Genomic DNA, 24,238 nt, shown 5'->3' on the forward strand with positions numbered 1-24,238 from the left:
CGAGCAAGCTCGCTCCCACAGGGGATATGGGGTGAGTGTGATTTGTGTTCGACGCAGGACAAATGTGGGAGCGAGCCTGCTCGCGAAGAGGCTCTAACAGACGCCAATGCCGTGAGTGGCTTATCATTAGCCACCTAACGACACCCTTCTCAAGGTCCCCGGCATGCTGGCAATTTTCCTCGAAACCCTGAACGTCACCGCGCCGGTGTTCGCCATGCTGTTTCTGGGGACGCTGCTCAAGCGCATCGGCTGGATCAACGACAACTTCATCCACATCGCCTCGTCCCTGGTGTTCAACGTCACCATGCCGGCGCTGTTGTTCCTTGGCATCCTGCACGCCGACCTGCACGCGGCGTTGCAGCCTGACCTGCTGATTTATTTCTCCATCGCCACCCTGGTGAGCTTTGCAATGGCCTGGGGCTGGGCCATCTGGCGTTGCCCGCGCGAAGACCGCGGCATCTACACACAGGGAGCGTTTCGCGGCAACAACGGTGTGATCGGCCTGGCGCTGGCGGCGAGCATGTATGGCGACTACGGGATTTCCCTGGGGGCGATTCTCGCGGCGCTGGTGATCCTGTTCTACAACACCTTGTCGACCATCGTTCTGGCGGTCTACAGCCCGGTGATCAAGTCCGATCCGTGGAGCATCTGCAAAAGCGTGATCAGCAACCCCCTGATCATCAGCGTGATCGCCGCCGCGCCGTTCGCCTATTGGCAGATCGGCCTGCCGAACTGGTTCGAGACATCGGCCAAATACCTGTCGCAAATGACCTTGCCCCTGGCGCTGATCTGCATCGGCGGCACGCTGTCCCTGGCGGCCCTGCGCAAGAGCGGCAAGATGGCCCTGAGTTCGAGCCTGGTGAAAATGGTCGGCCTGCCGCTGGTGACCACCCTCGGTGCGTGGCTCTGGGGCTTTCGCGGGGCGGAACTGGGGATCCTCTTCCTGTATTTCGGCAGCCCCACCGCGGCGGCCAGCTTCGTCATGGCCCGGGCGGCCGATGGCAACCATGAACTGGCGGCGGCGATCATCGTCATTACCACCTTGATGGCGGCGATTACCACCAACCTGGGGATCTTTGTGTTGCAGTGGGGTGGGTGGATCTAGCCCTGGATTTTGCGCTGTTCTTGAGGGCCAATCGCGAGCAAGCTCGCTCCCACAGGGGCTTGTGGTTGTACCGCGATTCCCTGTGGGAGCGAGCTTGCTCCGGGCGGCGATCCGACGATAGCGATCTAACGATCACTGAGGTTTCTGGTAGCTATCGATCACTTCCTGCGCCGCCCGAAACGCATCGATTGCCGCCGGCACGCCCGCGTACACCGCGCAATGCAGCAATGCCTCGCGAATCTCCTCAACGGTGCAGCCATTGTTCAGCGCGCCGCGCACGTGGCCCTTGAGTTCCTGCGGGCACTTGAGGGCGGTGAGGGCGGCGAGGGTGATCAGGCTGCGGGTCTTCAGCGGCAGGCCTTCGCGGCTCCAGACACTGCCCCAGGCGTGCTCATTGACGAAGTCCTGCAATGGCTGGGTGAACTCGGTGGCGTTGCCCAGGGCGCGGTCGACGAACGCATCGCCCATCACTTGGCGGCGCATGTCGAGGCCGGTCTTTGGAGTGTCGGTCATGGCAAATCCCTCTTGTGGTGTTGGCGGCGCCAGGCGCGCAGGGAGGTGAACAGCAAAAACGCGAGCAGGGCCGGCAGCACGTAGAACAGCATCAGTCGTTCCAGTTGGCCGGCCAGGGGCATGCCGGTGGTGAACGAGACCACGTGCAGCCCATAGGCCGTGTACAAGCCCAGGAACAGCAGGCCTTCGGCGCGGGTGACGCGGTAGCCGGAATAGAACACCGGCAGGCACAGCACCGCCACGCCGAGCATCACCGGCAGGTCGAAGTCCAGGGCGTTCGGCGACACCGACAGTGGCGTGGGCGCGGTGAGGGCGGTCACACCGAGCACGCCCAGCAGGTTGAACAGGTTGCTGCCGATCACGTTGCCCACCGCAATGTCCCGCTGGCCGCGCAGGGCGGCGATCAGCGAGGTGGCGAGCTCCGGCAGCGAGGTGCTGACGGCGACGATGGTCAGGCCGATGATGCGTTCCGAAAGCCCGAGGTCCGTCGCCACTTCCACCGCCGCACCCAGCAACAGGTGGCCGGCGAAAATGAGCATGGTCAGGCCCGCCGCAATCATCAGCACACTCTTGACCCAGGACATGTGGGCCACGTCGCCCCCCACCGGGTGCGGTCGCGCCGAATGCCGGGACTGGCGCAGCAACAGCCCGAGGTACACCGCCAGGGCCAGCAACAGCCAGGCGCCATCCAAGCGGGTCAGTTCCTCATTCAATGCCAGCACGAACACCAGCAGGCTGGCGCCGATCATCAACGGGATGTCCAGGCGCACCAGTTGGCGCGAGACGCGCAACGGAATGATCAGCGCCGACAGCCCCAGCGTGACGAGGATGTTGAAGATGCTGCTGCCGATCACACTGCCCACGGCGATGTCGGCGTTCTGCGCCAGGGTCGCCTGCAGGCTGACGGCCATTTGTGGCGCGCTGCTGCCGAACGCGACGACGGTCAGGCCGATGATCAGCGGCCGTACCTGCAAGCGTGCCGCCAGGCCCACGGCGGCGCGCACCAACAGCTCGGCGCCGCCGATCAGCAACAGCAGGGCGCCGAACAACTCGATCAGGCTGAGCAGCGGTAGGGCGGTGAGTAGGGAAATGGCCGGGCTCCGTCTATCAGTCGTCGAGGGCTTGCACACGCACCCGGGCAGTGCCGCTGCGCAACATGCCCAGTTGCTCGGCGGCTTCGCGGGACACGTCGATCAAACGGCCACGAGTATACGGGCCGCGGTCGTTGATGCGGACCACGACGCTGTCGTTGTTTTTCAGGTTGGTGACTTTCACCCGGGTGCCGAACGGCAACTGGCGATGGGCGGCGGTCAGGCCATGCTGGTTGAAACGCTCGCCGCTGGCGGTGCGCTTGCCATGGTGCCGGGCGCCGTAATAAGAAGCTACGCCGGTCTGGTCGTAGCCGTGTGGATCGACCGTCCCGCTCTGGCTGGCGCAACCGGCCAGCAGGGACAGCAGGGCGCAGGCGCCGAGGAGACGCTTCATGTGGGGGGGTCCAAATACAGATGTGGGAGCGAGCTTGCTCGCGATGGGGCCATCACAGTCAACATCTAGGTTGACTGTGATGCCGCTATCGCGAGCAAGCTCGCTCCCACAGGGGATTGAGCCAGATTGGAAGACTGGCTCCATGGCCATCAGCCTTCGAGCTTGCTTTTGAGCAGTTCGTTGACCTGTTGCGGGTTGGCCTTGCCCTTGGAGGCTTTCATGGCCTGGCCGACGAAGAAGCCGAACATCTTGCCGCGCTTGGCTTCGTCTGCCGCGCGGTACTGTTCGACTTGCTCGGCGTTGGCCGCGAGCATTTCATCGAGCACGGCGGAAATCGCGCCGGTGTCGGTGACCTGCTTCAAGCCGCGCTTCTCGATGATCTCGTCGGCGCTGCCTTCACCATTGGCCATGGCTTCGAACACCATCTTGGCGATCTTGCCGGAAATGGTGTTGTCCTTGATCCGCACCAGCATGCCGCCCAATTGCTCGGCGGAGACCGGCGACTCGTCGATTTCCAGGCCCTGCTTGTTCAACAGGCTGCCCAACTCGACCATTACCCAGTTGGCCGCCAGCTTGGCGTCGCCACCGATGCTCACGACTTTCTCGAAGTAATCGGCCTGTTCGCGGCTGGTGGCCAGGACGTTGGCGTCATAGCTCGACAGACCGAACTGCGCCTGGAAGCGCTCGCGTTTCTGCGGCGGCAACTCCGGCAGTGTGGCGCGCACTTCATTGAGGAACGAATCCTCGATGACCACCGGCAGCAGGTCCGGGTCGGGGAAGTAACGGTAGTCGTTGGCTTCTTCCTTGCTGCGCATCGGACGGGTCTCGTCCTTGTTCGGGTCGTACAGGCGGGTCTGCTGGATGACCTTGCCGCCGTCCTCGATCAGTTCGATCTGGCGCTGGATCTCGCTGTTGATCGCCTTCTCGATGAAGCGGAACGAGTTGACGTTCTTGATCTCGCAGCGGGTGCCGAATTCGGCCTGGCCTTTCGGACGGATCGACACGTTGCAGTCGCAGCGCAACGAGCCTTCGGCCATGTTGCCATCGCAGATGCCCAAGTAGCGCACCAGGGCATGGATCGCCTTGACGTAGGCCACGGCTTCCTTGGCGCTGCGCATGTCCGGCTCGGAGACGATTTCCAGCAGCGGTGTGCCGGCACGGTTCAGGTCGATGCCGGTAGCACCGTTGAATTCTTCGTGCAGGCTCTTGCCGGCGTCTTCTTCCAGATGCGCCCGGGTGATACCGACGCGCTTGACCGTGCCATCTTCCAAGGCGATGTCCAGGTGGCCCTTGCCGACGATCGGCAGCTCCATCTGGCTGATCTGGTAGCCCTTGGGCAGGTCCGGGTAGAAGTAGTTCTTGCGGGCGAACACGTTGTGCTGGCCGATCTCGGCGTCAATCGCCAGGCCGAACATCACCGCCATGCGCACCGCTTCGGCGTTGAGCACCGGCAGCACGCCGGGCATGCCCAGGTCCACCAGGCTGGCCTGGGTATTGGGCTCGGAACCGAATGTGGTCGAGCTACCGGAAAAGATTTTCGACCGGGTGGTGAGCTGGGTATGAATCTCCAGCCCGATCACGACTTCCCATTGCATGTGTTTCTCCTCAGAAGCCGGTTGGGGTGCGGGTGTGCCAGTCAGTGTTCAACTGATACTGGTGAGCCACGTTGAGCAGGCGGCCTTCCTGGAAATACGGCGCGAGCAACTGCACGCCCACCGGCAGGCCATCGACGAAACCGGCCGGCATGGACAGGCCCGGCAAGCCGGCGAGGTTGGCGGTGATGGTGTAGACGTCTTCCAGGTACTCGGCGACCGGGTCGCTGTTCTTGGCGCCGAGCTTCCAGGCCGGGTTCGGCGTGGTCGGGCCGAGGATGATGTCGACCTCGTTGAAGGCGGCCATGAAGTCGTTTTTCACCAGGCGGCGGATTTTCTGCGCCTTGAGGTAATAGGCATCGTAGTAGCCGGCGGACAGCGCGTAGGCGCCGACCATGATTCGGCGCTGCACTTCGGCACCGAAGCCTTCGCCACGGGAGCGCTTGTACAGGTCGATCAGGTTTTCCGGGTTCTCGCAGCGATGGCCGAAGCGCACGCCGTCGAAACGCGACAGGTTCGAGGACGCTTCCGCCGGGGCGATCACGTAGTACGCCGGAATGGCGTGCTGCATGTTCGGCAGGCTGATTTCCTTGATGACCGCGCCGAGCTTCTCCAGCTCCTTGACGCTGTTGTGGACCAGCTCGGCGATGCGTGGGTCGAGACCGGCGCTGAAGTATTCCTTCGGCACGCCGATGCGCAGGCCCTGCAGCGAGCCGTTGAGGCTGGCGCTGTAGTCCGGCACGGGCTCATCGATGCTGGTGGAGTCGTTCGGGTCGAAGCCGGCCATGCCTTGCAGCAGGATCGCGCAGTCTTCGGCGGTGCGCGCCAGTGGGCCGCCCTGGTCGAGGCTGGAGGCGTAGGCGATCATGCCCCAGCGCGAAACGCGACCGTAGGTCGGCTTCAGGCCGGTGAGGTTGGTGAACGCCGCCGGCTGGCGAATCGAGCCGCCGGTGTCGGTGGCGGTGGCGGCTGGCAACAGGCGCGCGGCCACGGCGGCGGCGGAACCGCCGGACGAGCCGCCCGGTACGTGCTCCAGGTTCCACGGGTTCTTCACCGCGCCGTAGTAGCTCGACTCGTTGGCCGAGCCCATGGCGAATTCGTCCATGTTGGTCTTGCCCAGGGTCACGGTGCCGGCGGCGGCCAGCCTGGCGACCACGGTGGCGTCATACGGGGCCTTGAAATTGTCGAGCATCTTCGAGCCGCAGCTGGTGCGGATGCCTTGGGTGCAGAACAAGTCCTTGTGGGCAATCGGCGCACCGAGCAGGGCGCCGGTCTCACCGTTGGCGCGCCGGGCGTCGGCGGCCTTGGCCTGGCTCAGGGCCAGTTCTTCGGTGAGGCTGATGAAACTGTTGAGCTGCGGGTCGAGCTGGGCGATGCGCGCCAGCAGGGCTTGGGTCAGCTCTTCGGAGGAAAACTTTTTATCGGCGAGTCCGCGGGCGATCTCGGCCAGGGTCATGTGATGCATGAGAGGCTCTTTCCCTTTAGTCGATGACTTTCGGAACCAGGTACAGGCCGTTTTCGACCGCTGGCGCGATGGACTGGTAGGCCTCGCGATTATTGGACTCGGTCACGACGTCGGCGCGCAGGCGCTGACTGGCTTCCAGTGGGTGGGCCAGCGGTTCTATGCCGTCGGTATCGACCGCCTGCATCTCGTCGACCAGCCCTAGAATGCTGTTCAGGGCAGAAGTGATGTGTGGAAGATCGGCTTCATTGAGGCCCAGACAGGCCAGATGAGCGATTTTTTCCACGTCGGAGCGTTCAAGCGCCATGGGATTCTCCAGTGGAAAACAAAACGGACGCAGTCTGTCCGTGTGTTAGATTGTCGGAACACTACCGCATTTCTACGGTCCTACGGCCGCGATCTCGGTGTTTGGTGCACAGAAAAGCGGCCAATTTAACATATTGGCGCCTTGCCCAAAATCCCTGTCGTTGTTAGAGTTTGCCGCACTTTTTTACCCACGCGTTGCCTAGGGTCCCTTTCCCATGTTCAAGAAACTGCGTGGCATGTTTTCCAGCGATCTTTCCATCGACCTGGGCACTGCCAACACCCTTATTTACGTGCGCGAGCGCGGTATCGTCCTGAATGAACCCTCGGTCGTGGCCATCCGCACCCACGGTAACCAGAAGAGTGTCGTGGCTGTCGGTACGGAAGCCAAGCGCATGCTGGGCCGTACACCGGGCAACATCGCAGCCATTCGCCCCATGAAGGACGGCGTGATCGCCGACTTCAGCGTCTGCGAAAAGATGCTGCAGTACTTCATCAACAAGGTTCACGAAAACAGTTTCCTGCAGCCCAGCCCTCGTGTGCTGATCTGCGTGCCATGCAAGTCCACCCAGGTAGAGCGTCGTGCCATCCGTGAATCGGCCCTCGGTGCCGGTGCCCGCGAAGTGTTCCTGATCGAAGAACCGATGGCCGCTGCCATCGGTGCCGGCCTGCCGGTGGAAGAAGCCCGCGGCTCGATGGTCGTCGACATTGGTGGCGGTACCACTGAAATCGCGCTGATCTCCCTCAACGGTGTGGTCTACGCCGAATCCGTACGAGTGGGCGGCGACCGTTTCGACGAAGCGATCATCACCTATGTGCGTCGCAACTACGGCAGCCTGATCGGCGAATCCACCGCCGAGCGCATCAAGCAGGAAATCGGCACGGCCTACCCGGGCGGTGAAGTCCGTGAGGTCGACGTACGCGGTCGCAACCTGGCCGAAGGCGTCCCACGGGCCTTCACCCTCAATTCCAACGAAGTGCTCGAAGCGCTGCAAGAGTCGTTGGCGACCATCGTCCAGGCCGTCAAGAGCGCCCTGGAGCAGTCGCCGCCGGAGCTGGCCTCGGACATCGCCGAGCGCGGCCTGGTGCTGACCGGTGGTGGCGCGCTGTTGCGTGACCTCGACAAGCTGCTGGCCCAGGAAACCGGCCTGCCGGTGATCGTTGCCGAAGACCCGTTGACCTGCGTTGCCCGCGGCGGTGGCCGTGCGCTGGAAATGATGGACAAGCACACCATGGACCTGCTCTCCAGCGAATAAGTCTGGCTGAGTGGTCTATGTTGTTTGCGCCCGGGCAGCACTTTGCAGTGCTGCCCGTTGGCGTTTATCTTCTGTCATTCGTATCCAGGCCGGTTTGATGCCGTATGAATAAAGAAAACATTTGCCTGGGAGGAGCGGCCTATTAAACCGCTTTTCGCCAAAGGCCCCTCATTGGGCGTGCGCCTGCTGGTGCTGACCGTGCTATCGGTCGCGCTGATGGTGGTCGATGCCCGCTTCACGCTGCTCAAGCCTGTACGCAGCCAGATGTCGCTGGTGTTGATGGAATCCTATTGGATCACCGACCTGCCGCAGCGCTTGTGGCAAGGTGTCGCCAGCCAGTTTGGCAGCCGGACCGAACTGGTCGCCGAAAACGAAAAACTCAAGACCGAAAACCTGCTGTTGCAGGGGCGCATGCAGAAACTGGCGGCCCTCACCGAGCAGAACGTGCGGCTGCGCGAGTTGCTCAACTCGTCCGCGCTGGTCAACGAAAAGGTCGAAGTGGCCGAGTTGATCGGCATGGACCCCAACCCCTTCACCCACCGCATCCTGATCAATAAAGGCGAGCGCGACGGCGTGGTCCTCGGCCAGCCGGTGCTCGATGCCCGGGGCCTGATGGGCCAGGTGGTGGAGTTGATGCCCTACACCTCGCGGGTGCTGCTGCTGACCGACACTACCCACAGCATTCCCGTACAGGTCAACCGCAACGGCCTGCGGGCGATTGCCAGTGGTACCGGCAACCCGGAACGCCTGGAACTGCGGCACGTAGCCGACACCGCCGACATCAAGGAAGGCGACCTGCTGGTCAGTTCCGGCCTCGGCCAGCGTTTCCCGGCCGGGTATCCGGTGGCGACGGTCAAGGAAGTCATCCATGACTCCGGCCAGCCGTTCGCGATCGTCCGCGCGGTGCCGACGGCAGCATTGAATCGCAGCCGCTATCTGCTGCTGGTTTTCAGCGACAACCGTACGCCCGAAGAGCGCGCCAACGACGCCGCCGTGGCCCAGGAAGCCCAGGACCGGCAGGGCGGCGAGTCGGTTACGCCGGCTGCGCCCGCGCCTGCACCCGCAGCGCCGGCCACGGTGCCCAAGCCTCAAGCGGCAACACCCGCTACGAGCGCACCGGCCACCACGCCGTCGACCGCGCCCGCCACGCCTGCCGCGGCACCCGCCAGGCCGGCCACCCACGCACCGGCGTCCCAGCCTGCCAGACCTGCGGCTCGACCACCGGCCTCGACACCCGCCGCTTCACCGGCGCCCAGGGGAGCACGAGAAGAATGAGCAGTACCCAATCCGGTAACGGCTGGATGGTCTGGCTGACCTTCGCCATCGGCCTGTTGCTCAGCGTTTCGCCGCTGCCGCAGTTCATGGAAATCCTGCGTCCCCTGTGGCTGGCCTTGTTGCTGGCCTTCTGGGCGCTGGCCTTGCCCCACAAGGTCGGCATGGTCACCGCCTGGTGCCTGGGCCTGGCCGAGGACGTGCTCTACGGCACGTTGCTGGGGCAGAACGCATTGATCCTGACGCTGATCACGTTCCTGGTGCTGTCGCTGCAACAACGCCTGCGGATGTTCCCCATGTGGCAGCAATGCCTGGTGATCCTGGTGATCTTCGGCCTGGCGCAACTGGTGCAGCTGTGGCTCAGCGCACTGACCGGCAATCGCCAGCCGACCTTGGCGCTGGTCTTGCCAGCCCTGGTCAGCGCCTTGCTCTGGCCATGGGTCAGCTTCGGTTTGCGTGGCCTGCGCCTGCGTTTCAAAATCAACTGATTCGCGCAGGATATCGACACTTTTTTTGATGACTTACATCCCTGTGGCGAGGGAGCTTGCTCCCGCTCGGTTGCGTAGCGACCGTAGGATTGGGGCCGCTACGCAGCCCAGCGGGAGCAAGCTTCCTCGCCACAAAAGCCGGTCGCGTTAGGGAGATGTCTTGATGAAACCGCTTTACCTCGCCTCAGGCTCGCCGCGTCGGCGTGAGCTGCTCACGCAGATCGGCGTGCCCTTTACCGCCATCGGTGCGGATATCGACGAGACTCCCCTGGATCACGAAACCCCCTCGGCCTATGTCGAGCGCCTGGCGCGCGGCAAGGCCGAGGCTGGGCTACGTGCGCTGCAACCCGGTGTGGACGGCTGCGTGCTCGGGGCGGACACCGCCGTGGTGCTGGAGGGGCGGATTCTCGGCAAGCCCATGGACCAGGCCGACGCCTTGTCCATGCTGCTGGGCCTGTCCGGTCGCGAGCATGAGGTGCTGACCGCCATTGCCGTGCTGGACGGCTCGCGCTGCGAGTCCCGGGTGGTGCGCAGCCGGGTACGTTTCCGACCCATCACTGAACAGCAAGCGCTGGCCTACTGGGCCAGCGGCGAACCCCGGGACAAGGCGGGCAGCTATGGTATCCAAGGGCTGGGCGCGGTGTTCGTCGCCGGGCTGGAAGGCAGTTATTCGGCCGTGGTCGGCCTGCCGCTGTGCGAAACCGCAGAACTGCTGGGCCATTTCGGCATACCCTGTTGGCAAACCTTGAGCGTGCGCTGAGCGCCGTCCGACTTGATGCGGCCATTATCGTGAACATGCCTGAACGAGACCCTGCCATGAGTGAAGAGATCCTGATCAACATCACGCCGATGGAATCGCGCGTGGCGGTGGTTGAAAACGGCGTGTTGCAAGAGGTTCACGTCGAGCGCACGCAAAAACGTGGCATCGTCGGCAACATCTACAAGGGTAAGGTCGTGCGGGTGCTGCCGGGCATGCAGGCGGCCTTCGTCGACATCGGCCTGGACCGCGCGGCGTTTATCCACGCCTCGGAAATCTCCATGCGCGAAGGGCCGGCCGTGGAGAGCATCAGCGCGCTGGTGCATGAAGGCCAGAGCCTGGTGGTGCAGGTCACCAAGGACCCCATTGGCTCCAAGGGCGCGCGCCTTACCACGCAACTGTCGATCCCGTCGCGCTACCTGGTGTACATGCCGCGTACTGCCCATGTGGGCATTTCCCTGAAGATCGAAGACGAAGCCGAGCGCGAGCGCCTCAAGCAGGTGGTCAGCGACTGCGTGGAAAAAGAGGGCATCAAGGAAACCGGTGGCTTCATCCTGCGCACCGCCGCCGAAGGAGCCGGGGCCGATGAGATCCTCATGGACATCCGCTACCTGCGAAGGCTCTGGGACCAGATCGCCGCGCAGATCAAGACCATCGCCACCCCCAGCGTGATCTACGAAGACCTGGGCCTGGCGCTGCGGACCTTGCGTGACCTGGTCAGCCCCAAGATCGAGAAGATCCGCATCGATTCCCGGGAAACCTTCCAGAAAACCACCCAGTTCGTCGCCGAACTGATGCCGGAAATCGCCGACCGTCTCGAGCATTACCCTGGCGAGCGGCCGATTTTCGATCTGTACGGCGTCGAGGACGAAATCCAGAAAGCCCTGGAGCGCAAGGTGCCGCTCAAGTCCGGCGGGTACCTGGTGGTCGATCCGGCCGAAGCCATGAGCACCATCGACGTCAACACCGGGGCGTTCGTCGGCCACCGCAACCTGGAAGAAACCATCTTCAAGACCAACCTGGAAGCCGCCACGGCCATCGCCCGGCAACTGCGCCTGCGCAACCTGGGGGGGATCATCATCATCGACTTCATCGACATGGAAGATGAAGAGCATCAGCGCCAGGTACTGCGGACCCTGGAAAAACAACTCGAACGCGATCACGCCAAGACCAACATCATCGGCATCACCGAACTGGGCCTGGTGCAGATGACCCGCAAGCGTACCCGCGAAAGCCTCGAGCAGGTGTTGTGCGAGCCGTGCAGCAGTTGCCAGGGGCGCGGCAAGCTGAAGACCCCGGAAACCGTGTGTTACGAAATCTTCCGGGAAATCCTCCGGGAGGCGCGCGCCTACCAGGCGACCGGTTATAGAGTGTTGGCGAACCAGAAAGTGGTGGACCGTCTGCTCGATGAGGAGTCAGGCAATGTCGCGGAGCTGGAAGCATTTATCGGACGCACGATTCGCTTCCAGGTCGAAACCATGTACTCCCAGGAACAATACGACGTGGTGTTGCTCTGAAGAGCTTGGGAAGCGGCGGGCCCGCGGATTTGATTGTCTTTGCCAGGGGAGCCCACTGACATGGAGCGTCTGACACGCTTGATCGCGACGCTGACTCGTTGGGGCTTGGGGCTTTGCGCGCTGCTGCTGGTGCTGCTGGCGTTGTACGTCAGCCTCGGTCGCGAGCTGGTCCCGCTGGTGGCCGAATACCGCGCCGAGGTCGAGACCCGCGCCGGCGCGGCCCTGGGCATGCCCGTGCACATCGGCAGTCTCGAGGGCAGTTGGGACGCCCTGGCGCCGATCGTGGCGGCGCGTGACGTGGTGGTTGGCGAGGGCCCCAACGCCTTGCACCTGGATCAGGTGCGGGCCGTGCCCGACCTGTGGGACAGCTTGTTGGCGCGGCAGGTGCGCATCGCCCACCTGGAAGTCAGCGGCCTGAAGATCAGCCTCAAGGAGGGCGCCGACGGCAAGTGGGCCCTGGAAGGCCTGCCGGTGAAGGACGATCAGCCCCTCGATCCGCAGCAATTGCTCGAACGCATGCAAATGGTTTCAAGGCTCTCGGTGCTCGATAGCCAGGTGACCTTGCAACCCGTCGAGCAACCCCCACTGACCCTGACCTACGTCGGCTTGAGCCTGCGCACCGGCGCCACCCGCCAGCGCCTGGACGCACGCCTGACCCTGCCCGACGGCCAGCCGGTGGCGTTCAACCTGCGCACTCGCCTGCGCGCCAGCGACTGGAAGAATGGCCAGGCCGACGCCTACTTGAGCCTGCCGCAAAGCGACTGGTCCAAATGGCTGCCGAAGCGCCTGACCCAGCAATGGAATTTTTCCCGGATCCAGGCCGGCGGCGAATTCTGGCTCAGTTGGGGCGAGGGCACGGTGCAAAGCGCGGCCATGCGCCTGAACGCGCCGCAGCTCGACGGCGCCTATGGCGAGCGCAAGCCGGTGCAGATCCACAACCTGGCCCTCAACGCGTACTTCCAGCGCGGCAGCCAAGGGTTCACCGCGACCTTCGACTCCCTGGCGATGAACCTGGGCGAAACCCGCTGGGAATCGCACCTGCAACTGCAACAAAGCGCCGCCACCGAGCAGGCCGAGGAGCGTTGGCACCTGCAGGCCGATCGCCTGGACCTGACTCCGCTCACGCCGTTGCTCAACGCCCTGGCGCCTTTGCCCGAAGGCCTGGCCACGACGATTGACCGGCTCAAGGTGACCGGCGCCCTGCGCAACGTGCTGTTGGACTATCGGCCGCAGAACACCGGCGACCAGAAAATCAGCTTCGCCACCAACCTGGACACTGTCGGTTTCAATGCCTATCGCGGCGCCCCGGCGGCGCGCAACGTCTCCGGGAGCCTGAGCGGCGACCTGGGCGGCGGCGAGCTGCGCATGGACAGCAAGGACTTTTCCCTGCACCTGGACCCGATCTTCGCCAAGCCCTGGCAGTACCTGCAAGCCAACGCCCGGCTGACCTGGAAGCTCGACAAGCAAGGCTTCACCCTGATCGCGCCGTACCTGAAAGTGCTGGGCGAGGAGGGCCGGATTGCCGGCGACTTCCTGATCCGCCTGCATTTCGACCATAGCCAGGAGGACTACATGGACCTGCGGGTAGGCCTGGTGGACGGCGATGGGCGCTACACCGCCAAGTACCTGCCGGCTGTGCTCAGCCCGGCGCTGGATGAGTGGCTGCGCACGGCCATCGTCAAGGGCGCGGTGGACGAGGGCTTTTTCCAGTACCAAGGCTCGTTGAATAAAGGTGCCGGGGACGCGGACCGCAGCATCAGTCTGTTTTTCAAGGTGCATGACGCCGAGCTGGCGTTCCAGCCGGGCTGGCCTTCGGTCAGCAAGGTCAGCGGCGATGTCTTCGTCGAAGACAGCGGCGTGCGCATCTTTGCCAGCCAGGGGCAGTTGCTCGATACCCAGGTCAAGGATATTTCGGTGAACATTCCCCACGTACCGACCGGGCAGAGTTCCCATCTGCTGCTGGACGGCGGGTTCGCCGGCGGGCTGGGCGACGGCCTGAAAATCCTCCAGACCGCGCCCATCGGTACGGCCGAGACGTTCGCCGGCTGGGAAGGCGAGGGCGACCTGAGCGGCAGCGTGAAGCTCGATATCCCGCTGGTCAAAGGCGAGCAGCCGAAGATCCAGGTGGATTTCGCCACCGACAAGGCCCGGCTCAAACTCAGCGAACCGGCGTTGGAGCTGACCCAGCTCAAGGGTGATTTCCGCTTCGACAGCCACAAGGGCCTGAGCGGCAAGGGCATCAGTGCCCGGGCATTCGACCGCCCCGTGACCGCGCAGATTTTCGCCGAGGGCCGTGCTGGTGCGCTCAATACGCGGGTCACCGCGTCTGGGCAAGTGGAGGTCAAGAAACTCACCAGTTGGCTGAATGTCACCCAACCGCTGCCGGTCTCCGGCGTCGTGCCCTACCAGTTGCAAGTGATCCTTGACGGCGCCGACAGCCAGTTGTCGGTCAGTTCCAGCCTCAAGGGCGTGGCCGTCGACCTGCCGGCCCCCTTCGGCATGGCTGCCGATGCCGGGCGCGACACGGTGTTTCGCATGACCCTGCAAGGGCCGGAGCGGCGTTATTGGGCCGACTATGGCGACCTCGCCAGCTTCACGTACGCCGCGCCAGGCGGGAAAATTGCTGACGGTCGTGGCGAATTGTTACTGGGCGCCGGCGATGCGGTGTTGCCGGGCGCCAAGGGGCTGCGGCTGCGTGGCACGTTGTCGGAGCTGGACGTCAGCCCCTGGCAGGACCTGGTGAACAAGTACGCCGGCCACGATCCAGGCGGCAGTGCCAAGCAACTGCTCAGCAGTGTCGACCTGACCGTCGGCAAACTCACGGCCATGGGCACTACCCTCGACCAAGCCTCGGTGCAACTGGACCGCAAGCCGGACGCCTGGGCCCTGCAGCTCGCCAGCCAGCAGGCCAAGGGCAACGTCAACTTGCCGGACGCCAAGGCCGCACCGATTGGTATCAAGCTTGATTACGTTCGCCTGCCGGCCACAGACCCGACGGTCCAGGCGGATGAAAATGCGCCGGACCCGCTGGCGTCGGTCGATCCCGGCAAGATCCCGGCCATGGATATCGCCATCGACCAATTGTTCCAGGGCCCCGATCTGATCGGCGCGTGGTCGTTGAAAGTGCGACCGACCGCCAAGGGCATCGCACTGAACAACCTGGACATGGGCCTCAAGGGCATGGTGTTGAACGGCAGTGGCGGCTGGGAAGGCGCGCCCGGTTCCACCAGCAGTTGGTACAAGGGCCGGATCAGCGGCAAGAACCTGGGCGATGTGCTCAAGGGCTGGGGGTTTGCGCCAAGCGTGACCAGCCAGGCGTTCCGCCTGGATGTCGATGGCCGTTGGCCGGGCTCGCCAGCCTGGGTCGCCACCAAGCGCTTTTCCGGCAGCCTCGACGCGTCGTTGAGCAAGGGCCAGTTCGTCGAAGTCGAAGGCAGCGCCCGGGCGTTACGGGTGTTTGGCCTGCTGAACTTCAACTCCATCGGTCGACGCTTGCGCCTGGACTTCTCCGACCTGTTCGGCAAGGGCTTGAGCTACGACCGGGTCAAGGGGCTGCTGGTGGCGAGCGACGGGGTGTACGTGACCCGCGAACCCATTACCCTGACCGGGCCGTCGAGCAACCTGGAACTCAACGGCACGCTGGACATGGTGGCCGACCGGGTCGACGCCAAGCTGTTGGTGACGCTTCCGGTGACCAACAACCTGCCGATTGCCGCGCTGATCGTTGGCGCGCCGGCGGTGGGTGGGGCGCTGTTTCTGATCGACAAGCTGATCGGTGACCGCGTGGCGCGCTTTGCCAGCGTAAGATACGACGTCAAGGGGCCGTGGAAAGAGCCGAAGATCACCTTTGACAAGCCGTTTTGATAGACGATGAGATAACCCCTGTGGGAGCGAGCTTGCTCGCGATAGCGGTGGGTCAGCAAAGGAAATGTGACTGATACACCGCTATCGCGAGCAAGCTCGCTCCCACAGGGGCAGTGATGCAAAAAATGAGGGAAGCACCATGCCAGTCGCCGTGATTCAAATGGTCAGCCAAAGCGATGTGCTCGCCAACCTGGCCCGTGCCCGGGTGCTGCTGGAGCAGGCTGCCGCTGGCGGTGCGAGGCTGGCGGTGCTGCCGGAGAATTTCGCGGCGATGGGGCGGCGGGACGTGGCCGACATCGGGCGCGCCGAAGCCTTTGGTCAGGGACCGATCCTGCCCTGGTTGAAACAGGCCGCCCGTGACCTCAAGTTATGGATTGTGGCCGGTACGCTGCCGTTGCCACCCAAGGACCAGCCCGAGGGCCGGTCCCATGCCTGTTCGTTGCTGGTCGATGACCAGGGCCAGATCGTGGCGCGCTACGACAAGCTGCACCTGTTCGATGTGGACGTGGCGGACAATCGCGGGCGCTATCGGGAATCGGATGACTATGCTTATGGTGCCAACGTGGTGGTGGCCGATACCCCCGTCGGCCGCGTTGGTCTGACGGTTTGCTATGACTTGCGGTTTCCGGAGCTCTACAGCGAACTACGCGCTGCCGGGGCCGAGCTGATCACGGCACCGTCGGCGTTTACCGCGGTGACCGGCGCGGCCCATTGGGACGTGCTGATCCGCGCCCGGGCCATCGAGACCCAGTGCTATGTGCTGGCGGCCGCCCAGGGTGGCGTACATCCGGGGCCTCGGGAAACCTTTGGCCATGCCGCGATTGTCGACCCGTGGGGCCGCGTGCTGGCGCAACAGGATCAAGGCGAGGCCGTGCTGGTGGCCGAGCGCGACAGCAGCGAACAGGCGTCCATCAGGGCGCGCATGCCGGTGGCCAGCCATCGGCGCTTTTTCTCGCAGGGCGCTCGACAGCGACCTGTCCAAGACGACGAATTCAAGGCGTAAAACATATGAGCGGGTTGTTGTCCTCAGTCAGTGAACACCTTTTAGCCCCCGGCGGCGTGACCCTCGAAAGCCTGCAAGGCGTGCTGGGCGACCTGGCCGGCCCGGGTATCGATGCCGCCGACCTGTATTTCCAAGGCCAGATCTCCGAGTCCTGGTCGCTGGAAGACGGCATCGTCAAGGAAGGCAGTTTCAACCTCGACCAGGGCGTGGGCGTGCGTGCCCAGTCCGGCGAAAAAACCGGTTTTGCCTACAGCAACGCCATCACCCTCGAAGCCCTCGGCGCAGCGGCCCGTGCGGCCCGCTCGATCTCCCGGGCCGGGCAGAACGGCACGGTCCAGGCATTCAGCAGCCAGGACGTGGCGCAGCTCTATGCGCCGGACAACCCACTGGAAGTCATGAGCCGCGCCGAAAAAGTCGAGCTGCTCAAGCGCATCGACGTCGCCACCCGCGCCCTCGACCCACGCATCCAGCAAGTGTCGGTCAGCATGGCCGGGGTCTGGGAACGGATCCTGGTGGCCTCCACCGACGGTGGCCTGGCGGCGGACGTGCGGCCATTGGTGCGTTTCAACGTCAGCGTGATCGTCGAGCAGAACGGCCGTCGCGAGCGCGGCGGCCATGGCGGCGGCGGGCGCACCGACTACCGTTATTTCCTCAGTGAAGACCGCGCCATGGGCTATGCCCGCGAAGCGCTGCGCCAGGCGTTGGTCAACCTCGAAGCCATCCCGGCCCCGGCCGGTACATTACCCGTGGTGCTCGGCTCCGGCTGGTCCGGCGTGCTGCTGCACGAAGCGGTGGGCCACGGCCTGGAAGGCGACTTCAACCGCAAGGGCAGCTCGGCCTACAGTGGGCGCATGGGGGAAATGGTCGCCTCGAAGCTCTGCACCATTGTCGATGACGGCACCCTGGCCGGGCGTCGTGGCTCCCTGAGCGTCGACGATGAAGGCACGCCGACCGAATGCACCACGCTGATCGAAAACGGTGTGCTCAAGGGCTACATGCAGGACAAGCTCAACGCCCGATTGATGGGTGTGGCCCGCACCGGCAACGGTCGCCGTGAGTCTTATGCACACCTGCCGATGCCGCGCATGACCAACACCTACATGCTGGGTGGCCAGAGCGATCCGGCGGAGATCATCGCCTCGGTGAAAAAAGGCATTTATTGCGCCAACCTCGGCGGTGGCCAAGTGGACATCACCAGCGGCAAATTCGTGTTCTCCACCAGCGAGGCCTACCTGATCGAAGACGGCAAGATCACCGCACCGGTCAAGGGCGCGACCCTGATCGGCAACGGGCCGGAGGCGATGAGCAAGGTGTCGATGGTGGGTAACGACCTGTCGCTGGACAGCGGGGTGGGTACGTGCGGCAAGGACGGGCAATCGGTGCCGGTGGGCGTCGGCCAGCCGACCCTGAAGATCGATGCGATTACCGTGGGTGGCACGGGCGCTTGAAGACAATCGGGGACTTGCTTGAGTCGTGGCGAGGGAGCTTGCTCCCGCTCGGTTGCGTAGCAACCGCATTTGGGCTACTGCGTAGCCCAGCGGGAGCAAGCTCCCTCGCCACGGTAACAGTCACCCTGTGGAGGGGCGTGAAGCGGGTGAAACTCAACGCAGGCCGCGTTGAGTCTCGTCCAGCTCACGGATGTACTTGAAGATTTTACGGCTCGAGGCCGGTGGCTTGTTCTGCGCCAGTTCGTGCTGGGCCTGACGGATCAGGGAGCGCAATTGCTGGCGATCGGCCTCCGGGTAGTCGATGACGAATTTTTCCAGGGTACCGTCGTCGCCTGCGATCAAGCGATCGCGCCAGCGTTCCAGGTTGTGGAAGCGTTCGTTGTACTGCCGAGTGGAGGCATCGAGTTGATCGAGCAGCACCAGGATGGCGTCAGTGTCCTGGTCGCGCATCAGTTTGCCGATGAATTGCAGGTGCCGTTTACGCGCGATATTCGCGGTGTGCTTGGGCGCATCGGCCAGGGCCCGGCGCAAGGCGTCGGTCAAAGGCAGTTTGGCCAGCAAGTCAGGCTTGAGTGTTGTCAGGCGCTCGCCGAGGTCAACCAGAGCATGCAGCTCGCGTTTGACCTGGGATTTGCTTTTTTCACCCTCGTAGAGGGAGTCGTCGTAAGAATCAACCATGGTGGCAGTCCGCAAAGAAACGCCGCCATGATAACCAGTCGGGGGCCGCTTGTCCGGCCCGGTCGCTCGATGGCCATCACCGAAAACAGAATTTGAGTGGAGAACACCATGAGTGCAGTTCAAAGCGTCGGCCCGCAAGCATTGCCGGCACTGCAGGAACAGGTCGAGCAGATCCTCGCCGAGGCCAAGCGCCAGGGTGCCAGTGCGTGCGAAGTGGCGGTGTCCCTGGAGCAGGGCCTGTCGACGTCGGTGCGCCAGCGCGAGGTGGAAACCGTCGAGTTCAATCGCGACCAGGGGTTTGGCATCACCTTGTACGTGGGCCAGCGCAAGGGCTCGGCCAGCACCTCGGCCAGCGGCCCGGACGCCATTCGCGAAACCGTCGCCGCCGCGCTGGCGATTGCCCAGCACACCTCCGAAGACGAAGCTTCGGGCCTGGCCGATGCTGCGCTGATGTGCAAGGAACTGAAGGATTTCGACCTGTTCCACGCCTGGGACATCACCCCAGAGCAGGCCATCGAGCAGGCACTGCGTTGCGAAGCGGCGGCATTCGAGACCGACAGCCGTATCAAGAACGCCGACGGCACGACGCTCAATACCCACCAGGGCTGCCGGGTCTACGGCAACAGCCACGGTTTCATCGGCGGTTATGCATCGACCCGTCACAGCCTCAGTTGCGTGATGATCGCCGAAGCCAATGGCCAGATGCAGCGCGACTACTGGTACGACGTGAGCCGCCAGGGCACCTTGCTGGCGGACCCGGTGAGCATCGGCCGCAAAGCCGCGCAACGGGCGGCCAGCCGCCTGGGCGCGCGGCCGGTGCCGACCTGCGAAGTGCCGGTGCTGTTTTCGGCCGAGTTGGCCGGTGGCCTGTTCGGCAGCTTCCTGTCGGCGGTGTCCGGCGGCAACTTGTACCGCAAGTCGTCGTTCCTCGAGGGCGCGCTGGGCCAGAAGCTGTTCCCGGAATGGATGACCATCGACGAGCGTCCGCACCTGATGCAGGCCATGGGCAGTTCGGCGTTCGATGGCGATGGCCTGGCCACCTATGCCAAGCCGTTCGTGGAAAACGGCGAGCTGGTGTCCTATATCCTCGGCACCTATTCGGGCCGTAAGCTCGGCATGCCGAGCACCGCCAATGCCGGTGGCGTGCATAACCTGTTCGTGACCCATGGCGAAGAAGACCAGGCTGCCTTGCTGCGTCGCATGGGCCGGGGCCTGCTGGTGACGGAACTGATGGGCCACGGCCTGAACATGGTCACCGGGGATTATTCCCGTGGCGCGGCGGGTTTCTGGGTCGAAAACGGCGAGATCCAGTTCCCGGTCCAGGAAGTGACCATCGCCGGGAACATGCGCGACATGTTCAAGCAGATCGTGGCCGTGGGCAACGATCTGGAATTGCGCAGCAACATTCGCACCGGCTCGGTGCTGATCGAGCGGATGATGGTGGCGGGAAGCTAACACCTCACCGTGTAAAAAAAGGCGCGTCATCCACAGGGGTGACACGCCTTTTTTTGTACCCGAAGATCCTGTGGCGAGAGCGCTTTTGTGGCGAGGGAGCTTGCTCCCGCTGGACTGCGCAGCAGGCCCCAAGATCTTGCGGTCGCTACGCAACCGAGCGGGAGCAAGCTCCCTCGCCACAATGATTTTTTGTGTCGCTCGTGGTTGTGTTGCTTCTTATTATCATCTAATAATGAATCTCATTCGCCGAGTGAGCCCCGGTCATGAGTTCTGCCCTGCACGAACAACCCTACCTTGAAAGCTGGCGCTGGATGAGTCGCCAGATCCGTTGCGCGATGAACCCGGACGAGCCGCGGCTGATCGAGCACTACCTGGCCGAGGGCCGCTACCTGGCGTGTTGTACCGCCACCTCGCCGTGGATGATTTCCGAAACTGCCTTCCGTTTGCTGCTCGACACCGCCTCGGACGTCGCGCTGCCCTGGCATTGGCGCAGCCTCTGCCTTGACCAGGCCTGGCGACCATTGCGTGACCTCGAACGACAATCACTGTGCCGCTGCCGCCTCAAGCGTTGGCAGAGTCACGCCTGGGCGCTGGCCACCTGTGCCCTGGCGCCGTCGATTCCCCTTATTGAACTGGTGCAAGGATCTCCCGATGAGTAATACCCGTATCGAACGCGACAGCATGGGCGAGTTGCACGTCCCGGTGGACGCTCTCTATGGCGCCCAGACCCAGCGTGCGGTGGAAAACTTCCCGGTCAGCGGCCAGCGGATGCCGACGCAATTCATCCGAGCCCTGATCCTGGCCAAGGCCGCGGCCGCCCGGGCCAACGTAGAACTGGAGCAGATCAGCGCGGCCCAGGGCAAGGCCATCGTCGATGCCGCCCTGGGACTGCTCGAAGGTCGTTACATGGATCATTTTCCGGTGGATATCTTCCAGACCGGCTCCGGCACCAGTTCCAACATGAACGCCAACGAAGTGATCGCCACCCTCGCCAGCGGCCTGCTGGGAGAGACGGTCAACCCGAACGACCACGTCAACTGCGGTCAGAGCAGCAACGACATCATTCCCACCAGCATTCATGTCAGCGCTGCGCTGGCCTTGCATGAGCAACTGCTACCGGCGCTGTTGCACCTGGTGCAGGTGATCGAGCGCAAGGCGAAAGAAGTCCACCCGTTCATCAAGACCGGCCGCACCCACCTGATGGACGCCATGCCGGTGCGCCTGAGCCAGGTGCTCGACGGTTGGGCCCAGCAACTCAAGGCCAATATCGGCCACTTGCAAGACCTGCTGCCGAGCCTGCAATCCCTGGCCCAGGGGGGGACGGCGGTGGGCACGGGGGTCAATGCCCATCCGCGCTTCGCCGAGTTGTTCAGCCAGCAACTGACGCAATTGACCCAGGTGCAATTCACCCCAGGCAAGAACCTGTTCGCCTTGATCGGCTCCCAAGACACCGCCGTGGCGGTTTCCGGGCAGCTCAAGACCACGGCCGTGTCGCTGATGAAAATCGCCAACGACCTGCGCTGGATGAATTCCGGGCCGCTGGCAGGCCTGGGCGAAATCGAGCTGGAAGGCTTGCAACCGGGTTCCTCGATCATGCCCGGCAAGGTCAACCCGGTCATTCCTGAAGCCACCGCGATGGTGGCGGCCCAGGTGATCGGCAACGACACGGTGATCACCATCGCCGGTCAATCGGGCAATTTCGAATTGAACGTGATGCTGCCGATCATTGCCCAGAACCTGCTGAGCAGCATCACCCTGATGTCCAGCGCCAGCCGCTTGCTGGCGGACAAGGCCATCGCCACGTTCAAGGTCAACGAAGCCAGGCTCAAGGAAGCGTTGTCGCGCAACCCGATCCTGGTGACCGCGCTGAACCCGATCATCGGTTACCAGAAGGCCGCTGAAATCGCCAAGAAGGCTTACCAGCAAGGCCGGCCGGTCATCGATGTCGCCCTGGAACACACCGACCTGACGCGCAGCGAACTCGAAGTCCTGCTGGACCCGGAGAAGCTCACCGCTGGCGGCGTGTAACCCCCGACACCTGTGTGGAGGACTCATCATGGAACACTGGAAACGTACGATCGAACGGGCCAATCGCTGTTTCATCCAAGGCGAGCTGGTGGATGCCCGCGAAGCCTACCTGCAAGCCCTGGCGCTGGCCCAAGTGTTGTTCGAGCGTTGGGCGGACGCCGACGAAGCCGTGGCCGCCTGCGTCGTCTCCCACCACAACCTGGCAGATCTTCACCTGCGCTTGAACCAGCCGGAGGAGAGCGCCGAATACTTGTGCGCGATCCACCAGCGGTTGTTGCAGACAATGCAGGACGAACGGCTGGCACCAGCCTTGCGCGCCGCTGCACAACGCCAGAGCCACAAGACCTATGTCGAACTGCTGAATTTCATCAGCGAGCACGGTGAGTACCCGCGCACCCAACGTCTGCTGCACTGCAATGCCGTCACGCCCCGGCAGCGCTATGCCCCTCTTCATCATGGAGTTCATTGAACATGGCTTTTACCTTGCCTGCATTGCCTTACGCCTACGACGCCCTGGAACCGCACATCGATGCGCAAACCATGGAAATCCACTACACCAAGCACCACCAGACCTACATCAATAACCTCAACGCGGCGGTGGACGGCACCGAATACGCCGAATGGCCCGTCGAAAAACTGGTGGCCAGCGTGGAACAGTTGCCACCAAACCTGAAGGCTGCGGTGATCAACCAGGGCGGTGGCCACGCCAACCATTCGTTGTTCTGGGAGGTGATGACGCCCCAGGGCGGCGGCCAGCCCGAGGGCGCCCTGGCGGCGGCGATCGACGCGCAACTGGGCGGCATCGAGCGTTTCAAGGAAGCCTTCACCAAAGCGGCACTGACCCGTTTCGGCAGCGGCTGGGCCTGGTTGAGCGTGACCCCGCAAAAGACCCTGGTGGTGGAAAGCAGCGGCAACCAGGACAGTCCGTTGATGAATGGCAACACGCCGATTCTTGGTCTCGACGTTTGGGAGCACGCCTATTACTTGCGCTACCAGAACCGTCGTCCGGAATACATCAACGCCTTCTACAACGTGATCAATTGGCCTGAAGTTGCCCGACGCTATCAGGCAGCGCTGGCTTCGAGTCCTTCATGAACACAACCCAAGGCTGATCATGGACACTCAAACACTGGCGATTGGCGGCGGACGGATGTTCCGCTATGCCTTGGGGTCGCTGTTGCTGTTGGCCGGCATGACGTTGTTGGCGGCCCAGGGCCTGGCGTGGCTGGACCTGGAGCCCAAGCTGTTGCGGGCGCTTCAAGGCGGTGGGTTGTGCGCCTTGGGCACCGCGCTGGGGGCCGTGCCGGTGCTGGTCATTCGACGCATGCCCCAGGCCGTGAGCGATTCATTGCTAGGCTTCGGGGCTGGGGTGATGCTCGCCGCCACGGCGTTTTCGCTGATCGTGCCGGGCATTGCCGCGGCCGAGCAACTGGGGCTCACGCCTTGGGCAGCCAGCGGTCTCATCTGTTTTGGCATCATGTCGGGAGCGTTCGGGCTGTACCTGGTGGACCGCAAGGTGTCGGCCAGCCCCGAACGGCTGGTCGCAGCGCCAGGACGTCCGATCATTGCGCCGCGGATCTGGTTGTTCGTGTTCGCCATCATCGCCCACAACATTCCGGAAGGCATGGCGGTGGGCGTGTCCGCAGGCGGCGGCATGCCCGATGCCGACAGCTTGGCAATGGGCATCGCCCTGCAGGATGTCCCCGAAGGGCTGGTGATCGCGCTGGTGCTGGCCGCGGCGGGTATGTCGCGGGTGAAGGCGTTCCTGATTGGCGCCGCGTCCGGGCTGGTCGAGCCCGTGTTCGCGCTGTTGTGCGCCTGGTTGGTGAGCCTGGCCGAGATGCTCTTGCCCCTGGGGCTGGCGTTGGCGGCCGGGGCGATGCTGCTGGTGGTGACCCATGAGGTCATCCCCGAATCCCGTCGCAATGGTTACGAGAAATTGGCGAGCCTGGGATTGCTGGTGGGGTTTTGTCTGATGATGGTGTTGGATACGGCGTTGGCCTGACGCAATC

At 63.6% G+C, this 24,238-nt stretch carries 22 protein-coding genes; 15 read left to right on the plus strand and 7 right to left on the minus strand.

What is annotated here, in order from left to right; genetic code table 11:
* Nucleotides 1-163: 163 nt before the first annotated feature.
* Entirely contained in the window at nucleotides 164-1,105 is a 942-nt protein-coding gene (locus J3P85_RS04135; RefSeq protein WP_434704992.1) for an AEC family transporter, read from the plus strand.
* A gap of 132 nt (nucleotides 1,106-1,237) precedes the next feature.
* Here J3P85_RS04135 and J3P85_RS04140 read toward each other — a convergent pair whose 3' ends face one another.
* From J3P85_RS04140 to gatC, 6 genes are all read right to left on the minus strand, one after another.
* Entirely contained in the window at nucleotides 1,238-1,618 is a 381-nt protein-coding gene (locus J3P85_RS04140; protein WP_434704993.1) for a carboxymuconolactone decarboxylase family protein, read from the minus strand.
* The gene (locus J3P85_RS04145) at nucleotides 1,615-2,676 is read right to left on the minus strand and encodes a calcium/sodium antiporter (RefSeq protein ID WP_434706322.1); all 1,062 of its coding nucleotides are present in this window, start codon (nucleotides 2,674-2,676) and stop codon (nucleotides 1,615-1,617) included. The genes J3P85_RS04140 and J3P85_RS04145 overlap by 4 nt, the downstream gene beginning before the upstream one ends.
* 49 nt (nucleotides 2,677-2,725) lie before the next feature.
* Nucleotides 2,726-3,103, minus strand: coding sequence for a septal ring lytic transglycosylase RlpA family protein (locus tag J3P85_RS04150; RefSeq protein WP_122568889.1), 378 nt, complete (start codon nucleotides 3,101-3,103; stop codon nucleotides 2,726-2,728).
* A gap of 149 nt (nucleotides 3,104-3,252) precedes the next feature.
* Complete coding sequence (gene gatB, locus J3P85_RS04155; protein WP_186710671.1) at nucleotides 3,253-4,698, minus strand: Asp-tRNA(Asn)/Glu-tRNA(Gln) amidotransferase subunit GatB; 1,446 nt, start codon at nucleotides 4,696-4,698, stop codon at nucleotides 3,253-3,255.
* 10 nt (nucleotides 4,699-4,708) lie between these two features.
* Entirely contained in the window at nucleotides 4,709-6,160 is a 1,452-nt protein-coding gene (gatA, locus tag J3P85_RS04160) for an Asp-tRNA(Asn)/Glu-tRNA(Gln) amidotransferase subunit GatA (RefSeq protein ID WP_434704994.1), read from the minus strand.
* Nucleotides 6,161-6,176: 16 nt separating this feature from the next.
* Nucleotides 6,177-6,464, minus strand: coding sequence for an Asp-tRNA(Asn)/Glu-tRNA(Gln) amidotransferase subunit GatC (gene gatC, locus J3P85_RS04165; protein WP_039592252.1), 288 nt, complete (start codon nucleotides 6,462-6,464; stop codon nucleotides 6,177-6,179).
* A 214-nt stretch (nucleotides 6,465-6,678) separates the two neighbouring features.
* Between gatC and mreB the strand changes: the two genes are divergently transcribed.
* The 8 genes from mreB to tldD all read left to right on the plus strand — a co-directional run bounded on the left by mreB (nucleotide 6,679) and on the right by tldD (nucleotide 18,065).
* Entirely contained in the window at nucleotides 6,679-7,716 is a 1,038-nt protein-coding gene (gene mreB / locus J3P85_RS04170) for a rod shape-determining protein MreB (RefSeq protein ID WP_002555108.1), read from the plus strand.
* A gap of 171 nt (nucleotides 7,717-7,887) precedes the next feature.
* On the plus strand, nucleotides 7,888-8,991 hold the full coding sequence (gene mreC, locus J3P85_RS04175; RefSeq protein WP_434572329.1) for a rod shape-determining protein MreC: 1,104 nt from the start codon (nucleotides 7,888-7,890) through the stop codon (nucleotides 8,989-8,991).
* Nucleotides 8,988-9,476 (plus strand): rod shape-determining protein MreD, encoded by a 489-nt coding sequence (gene mreD / locus J3P85_RS04180; protein WP_003197820.1) that lies wholly within the window; start codon nucleotides 8,988-8,990, stop codon nucleotides 9,474-9,476. The genes mreC and mreD overlap by 4 nt, the downstream gene beginning before the upstream one ends.
* Before the next feature lie 163 nt (nucleotides 9,477-9,639).
* On the plus strand, nucleotides 9,640-10,236 hold the full coding sequence (locus J3P85_RS04185; RefSeq protein WP_250965722.1) for a Maf family protein: 597 nt from the start codon (nucleotides 9,640-9,642) through the stop codon (nucleotides 10,234-10,236).
* A 56-nt stretch (nucleotides 10,237-10,292) separates the two neighbouring features.
* Complete coding sequence (gene rng / locus J3P85_RS04190; protein WP_053118461.1) at nucleotides 10,293-11,750, plus strand: ribonuclease G; 1,458 nt, start codon at nucleotides 10,293-10,295, stop codon at nucleotides 11,748-11,750.
* A gap of 60 nt (nucleotides 11,751-11,810) precedes the next feature.
* A complete protein-coding gene (locus J3P85_RS04195) occupies nucleotides 11,811-15,614 on the plus strand; it encodes a YhdP family protein (protein ID WP_434704996.1) in 3,804 nt (1,267 codons plus the stop codon).
* Between the two features lie 139 nt (nucleotides 15,615-15,753).
* Nucleotides 15,754-16,617 carry a carbon-nitrogen hydrolase family protein gene (locus J3P85_RS04200; protein ID WP_186710679.1) on the plus strand — a complete coding sequence of 288 codons (864 nt, stop codon included), beginning with the start codon at nucleotides 15,754-15,756 and terminating at the stop codon, nucleotides 16,615-16,617.
* A 5-nt stretch (nucleotides 16,618-16,622) separates the two neighbouring features.
* Nucleotides 16,623-18,065: a metalloprotease TldD gene (gene tldD / locus J3P85_RS04205; RefSeq protein WP_186710681.1), complete on the plus strand. Its 1,443-nt coding sequence runs from the start codon at nucleotides 16,623-16,625 to the stop codon at nucleotides 18,063-18,065.
* A 153-nt stretch (nucleotides 18,066-18,218) separates the two neighbouring features.
* On the opposite strand, the gene yjgA is transcribed toward tldD, so the two are convergent.
* Nucleotides 18,219-18,743: a ribosome biogenesis factor YjgA gene (gene yjgA / locus J3P85_RS04210; protein WP_014336624.1), complete on the minus strand. Its 525-nt coding sequence runs from the start codon at nucleotides 18,741-18,743 to the stop codon at nucleotides 18,219-18,221.
* Nucleotides 18,744-18,851: 108 nt separating this feature from the next.
* Here yjgA and pmbA point away from each other — a divergent pair, with 108 nt between their 5' ends.
* The 6 genes from pmbA to J3P85_RS04240 all read left to right on the plus strand — a co-directional run bounded on the left by pmbA (nucleotide 18,852) and on the right by J3P85_RS04240 (nucleotide 24,231).
* On the plus strand, nucleotides 18,852-20,198 hold the full coding sequence (gene pmbA / locus J3P85_RS04215; RefSeq protein WP_434704997.1) for a metalloprotease PmbA: 1,347 nt from the start codon (nucleotides 18,852-18,854) through the stop codon (nucleotides 20,196-20,198).
* A 263-nt stretch (nucleotides 20,199-20,461) separates the two neighbouring features.
* Nucleotides 20,462-20,857 (plus strand): hypothetical protein, encoded by a 396-nt coding sequence (locus tag J3P85_RS04220; RefSeq protein ID WP_053118468.1) that lies wholly within the window; start codon nucleotides 20,462-20,464, stop codon nucleotides 20,855-20,857.
* On the plus strand, nucleotides 20,850-22,226 hold the full coding sequence (locus J3P85_RS04225) for a class II fumarate hydratase (protein ID WP_186730415.1): 1,377 nt from the start codon (nucleotides 20,850-20,852) through the stop codon (nucleotides 22,224-22,226). The genes J3P85_RS04220 and J3P85_RS04225 overlap by 8 nt, the downstream gene beginning before the upstream one ends.
* A gap of 28 nt (nucleotides 22,227-22,254) precedes the next feature.
* Nucleotides 22,255-22,695, plus strand: a complete 441-nt coding sequence (locus tag J3P85_RS04230) for a hypothetical protein (RefSeq protein ID WP_434704998.1) — start codon at nucleotides 22,255-22,257, stop codon at nucleotides 22,693-22,695.
* Between the two features lie 2 nt (nucleotides 22,696-22,697).
* The gene (locus J3P85_RS04235; RefSeq protein ID WP_434704999.1) at nucleotides 22,698-23,321 is read left to right on the plus strand and encodes a superoxide dismutase; all 624 of its coding nucleotides are present in this window, start codon (nucleotides 22,698-22,700) and stop codon (nucleotides 23,319-23,321) included.
* Nucleotides 23,322-23,340: 19 nt separating this feature from the next.
* Entirely contained in the window at nucleotides 23,341-24,231 is an 891-nt protein-coding gene (locus J3P85_RS04240) for a ZIP family metal transporter (protein ID WP_434705000.1), read from the plus strand.
* The last annotated feature ends 7 nt before the right edge of the window (nucleotides 24,232-24,238 follow it).

The sequence above is a fragment of the Pseudomonas sp. Z1-12 genome (assembly GCF_051132015.1).
Classification (GTDB): Bacteria; Pseudomonadota; Gammaproteobacteria; order Pseudomonadales; family Pseudomonadaceae; genus Aquipseudomonas; species Aquipseudomonas zanjanensis.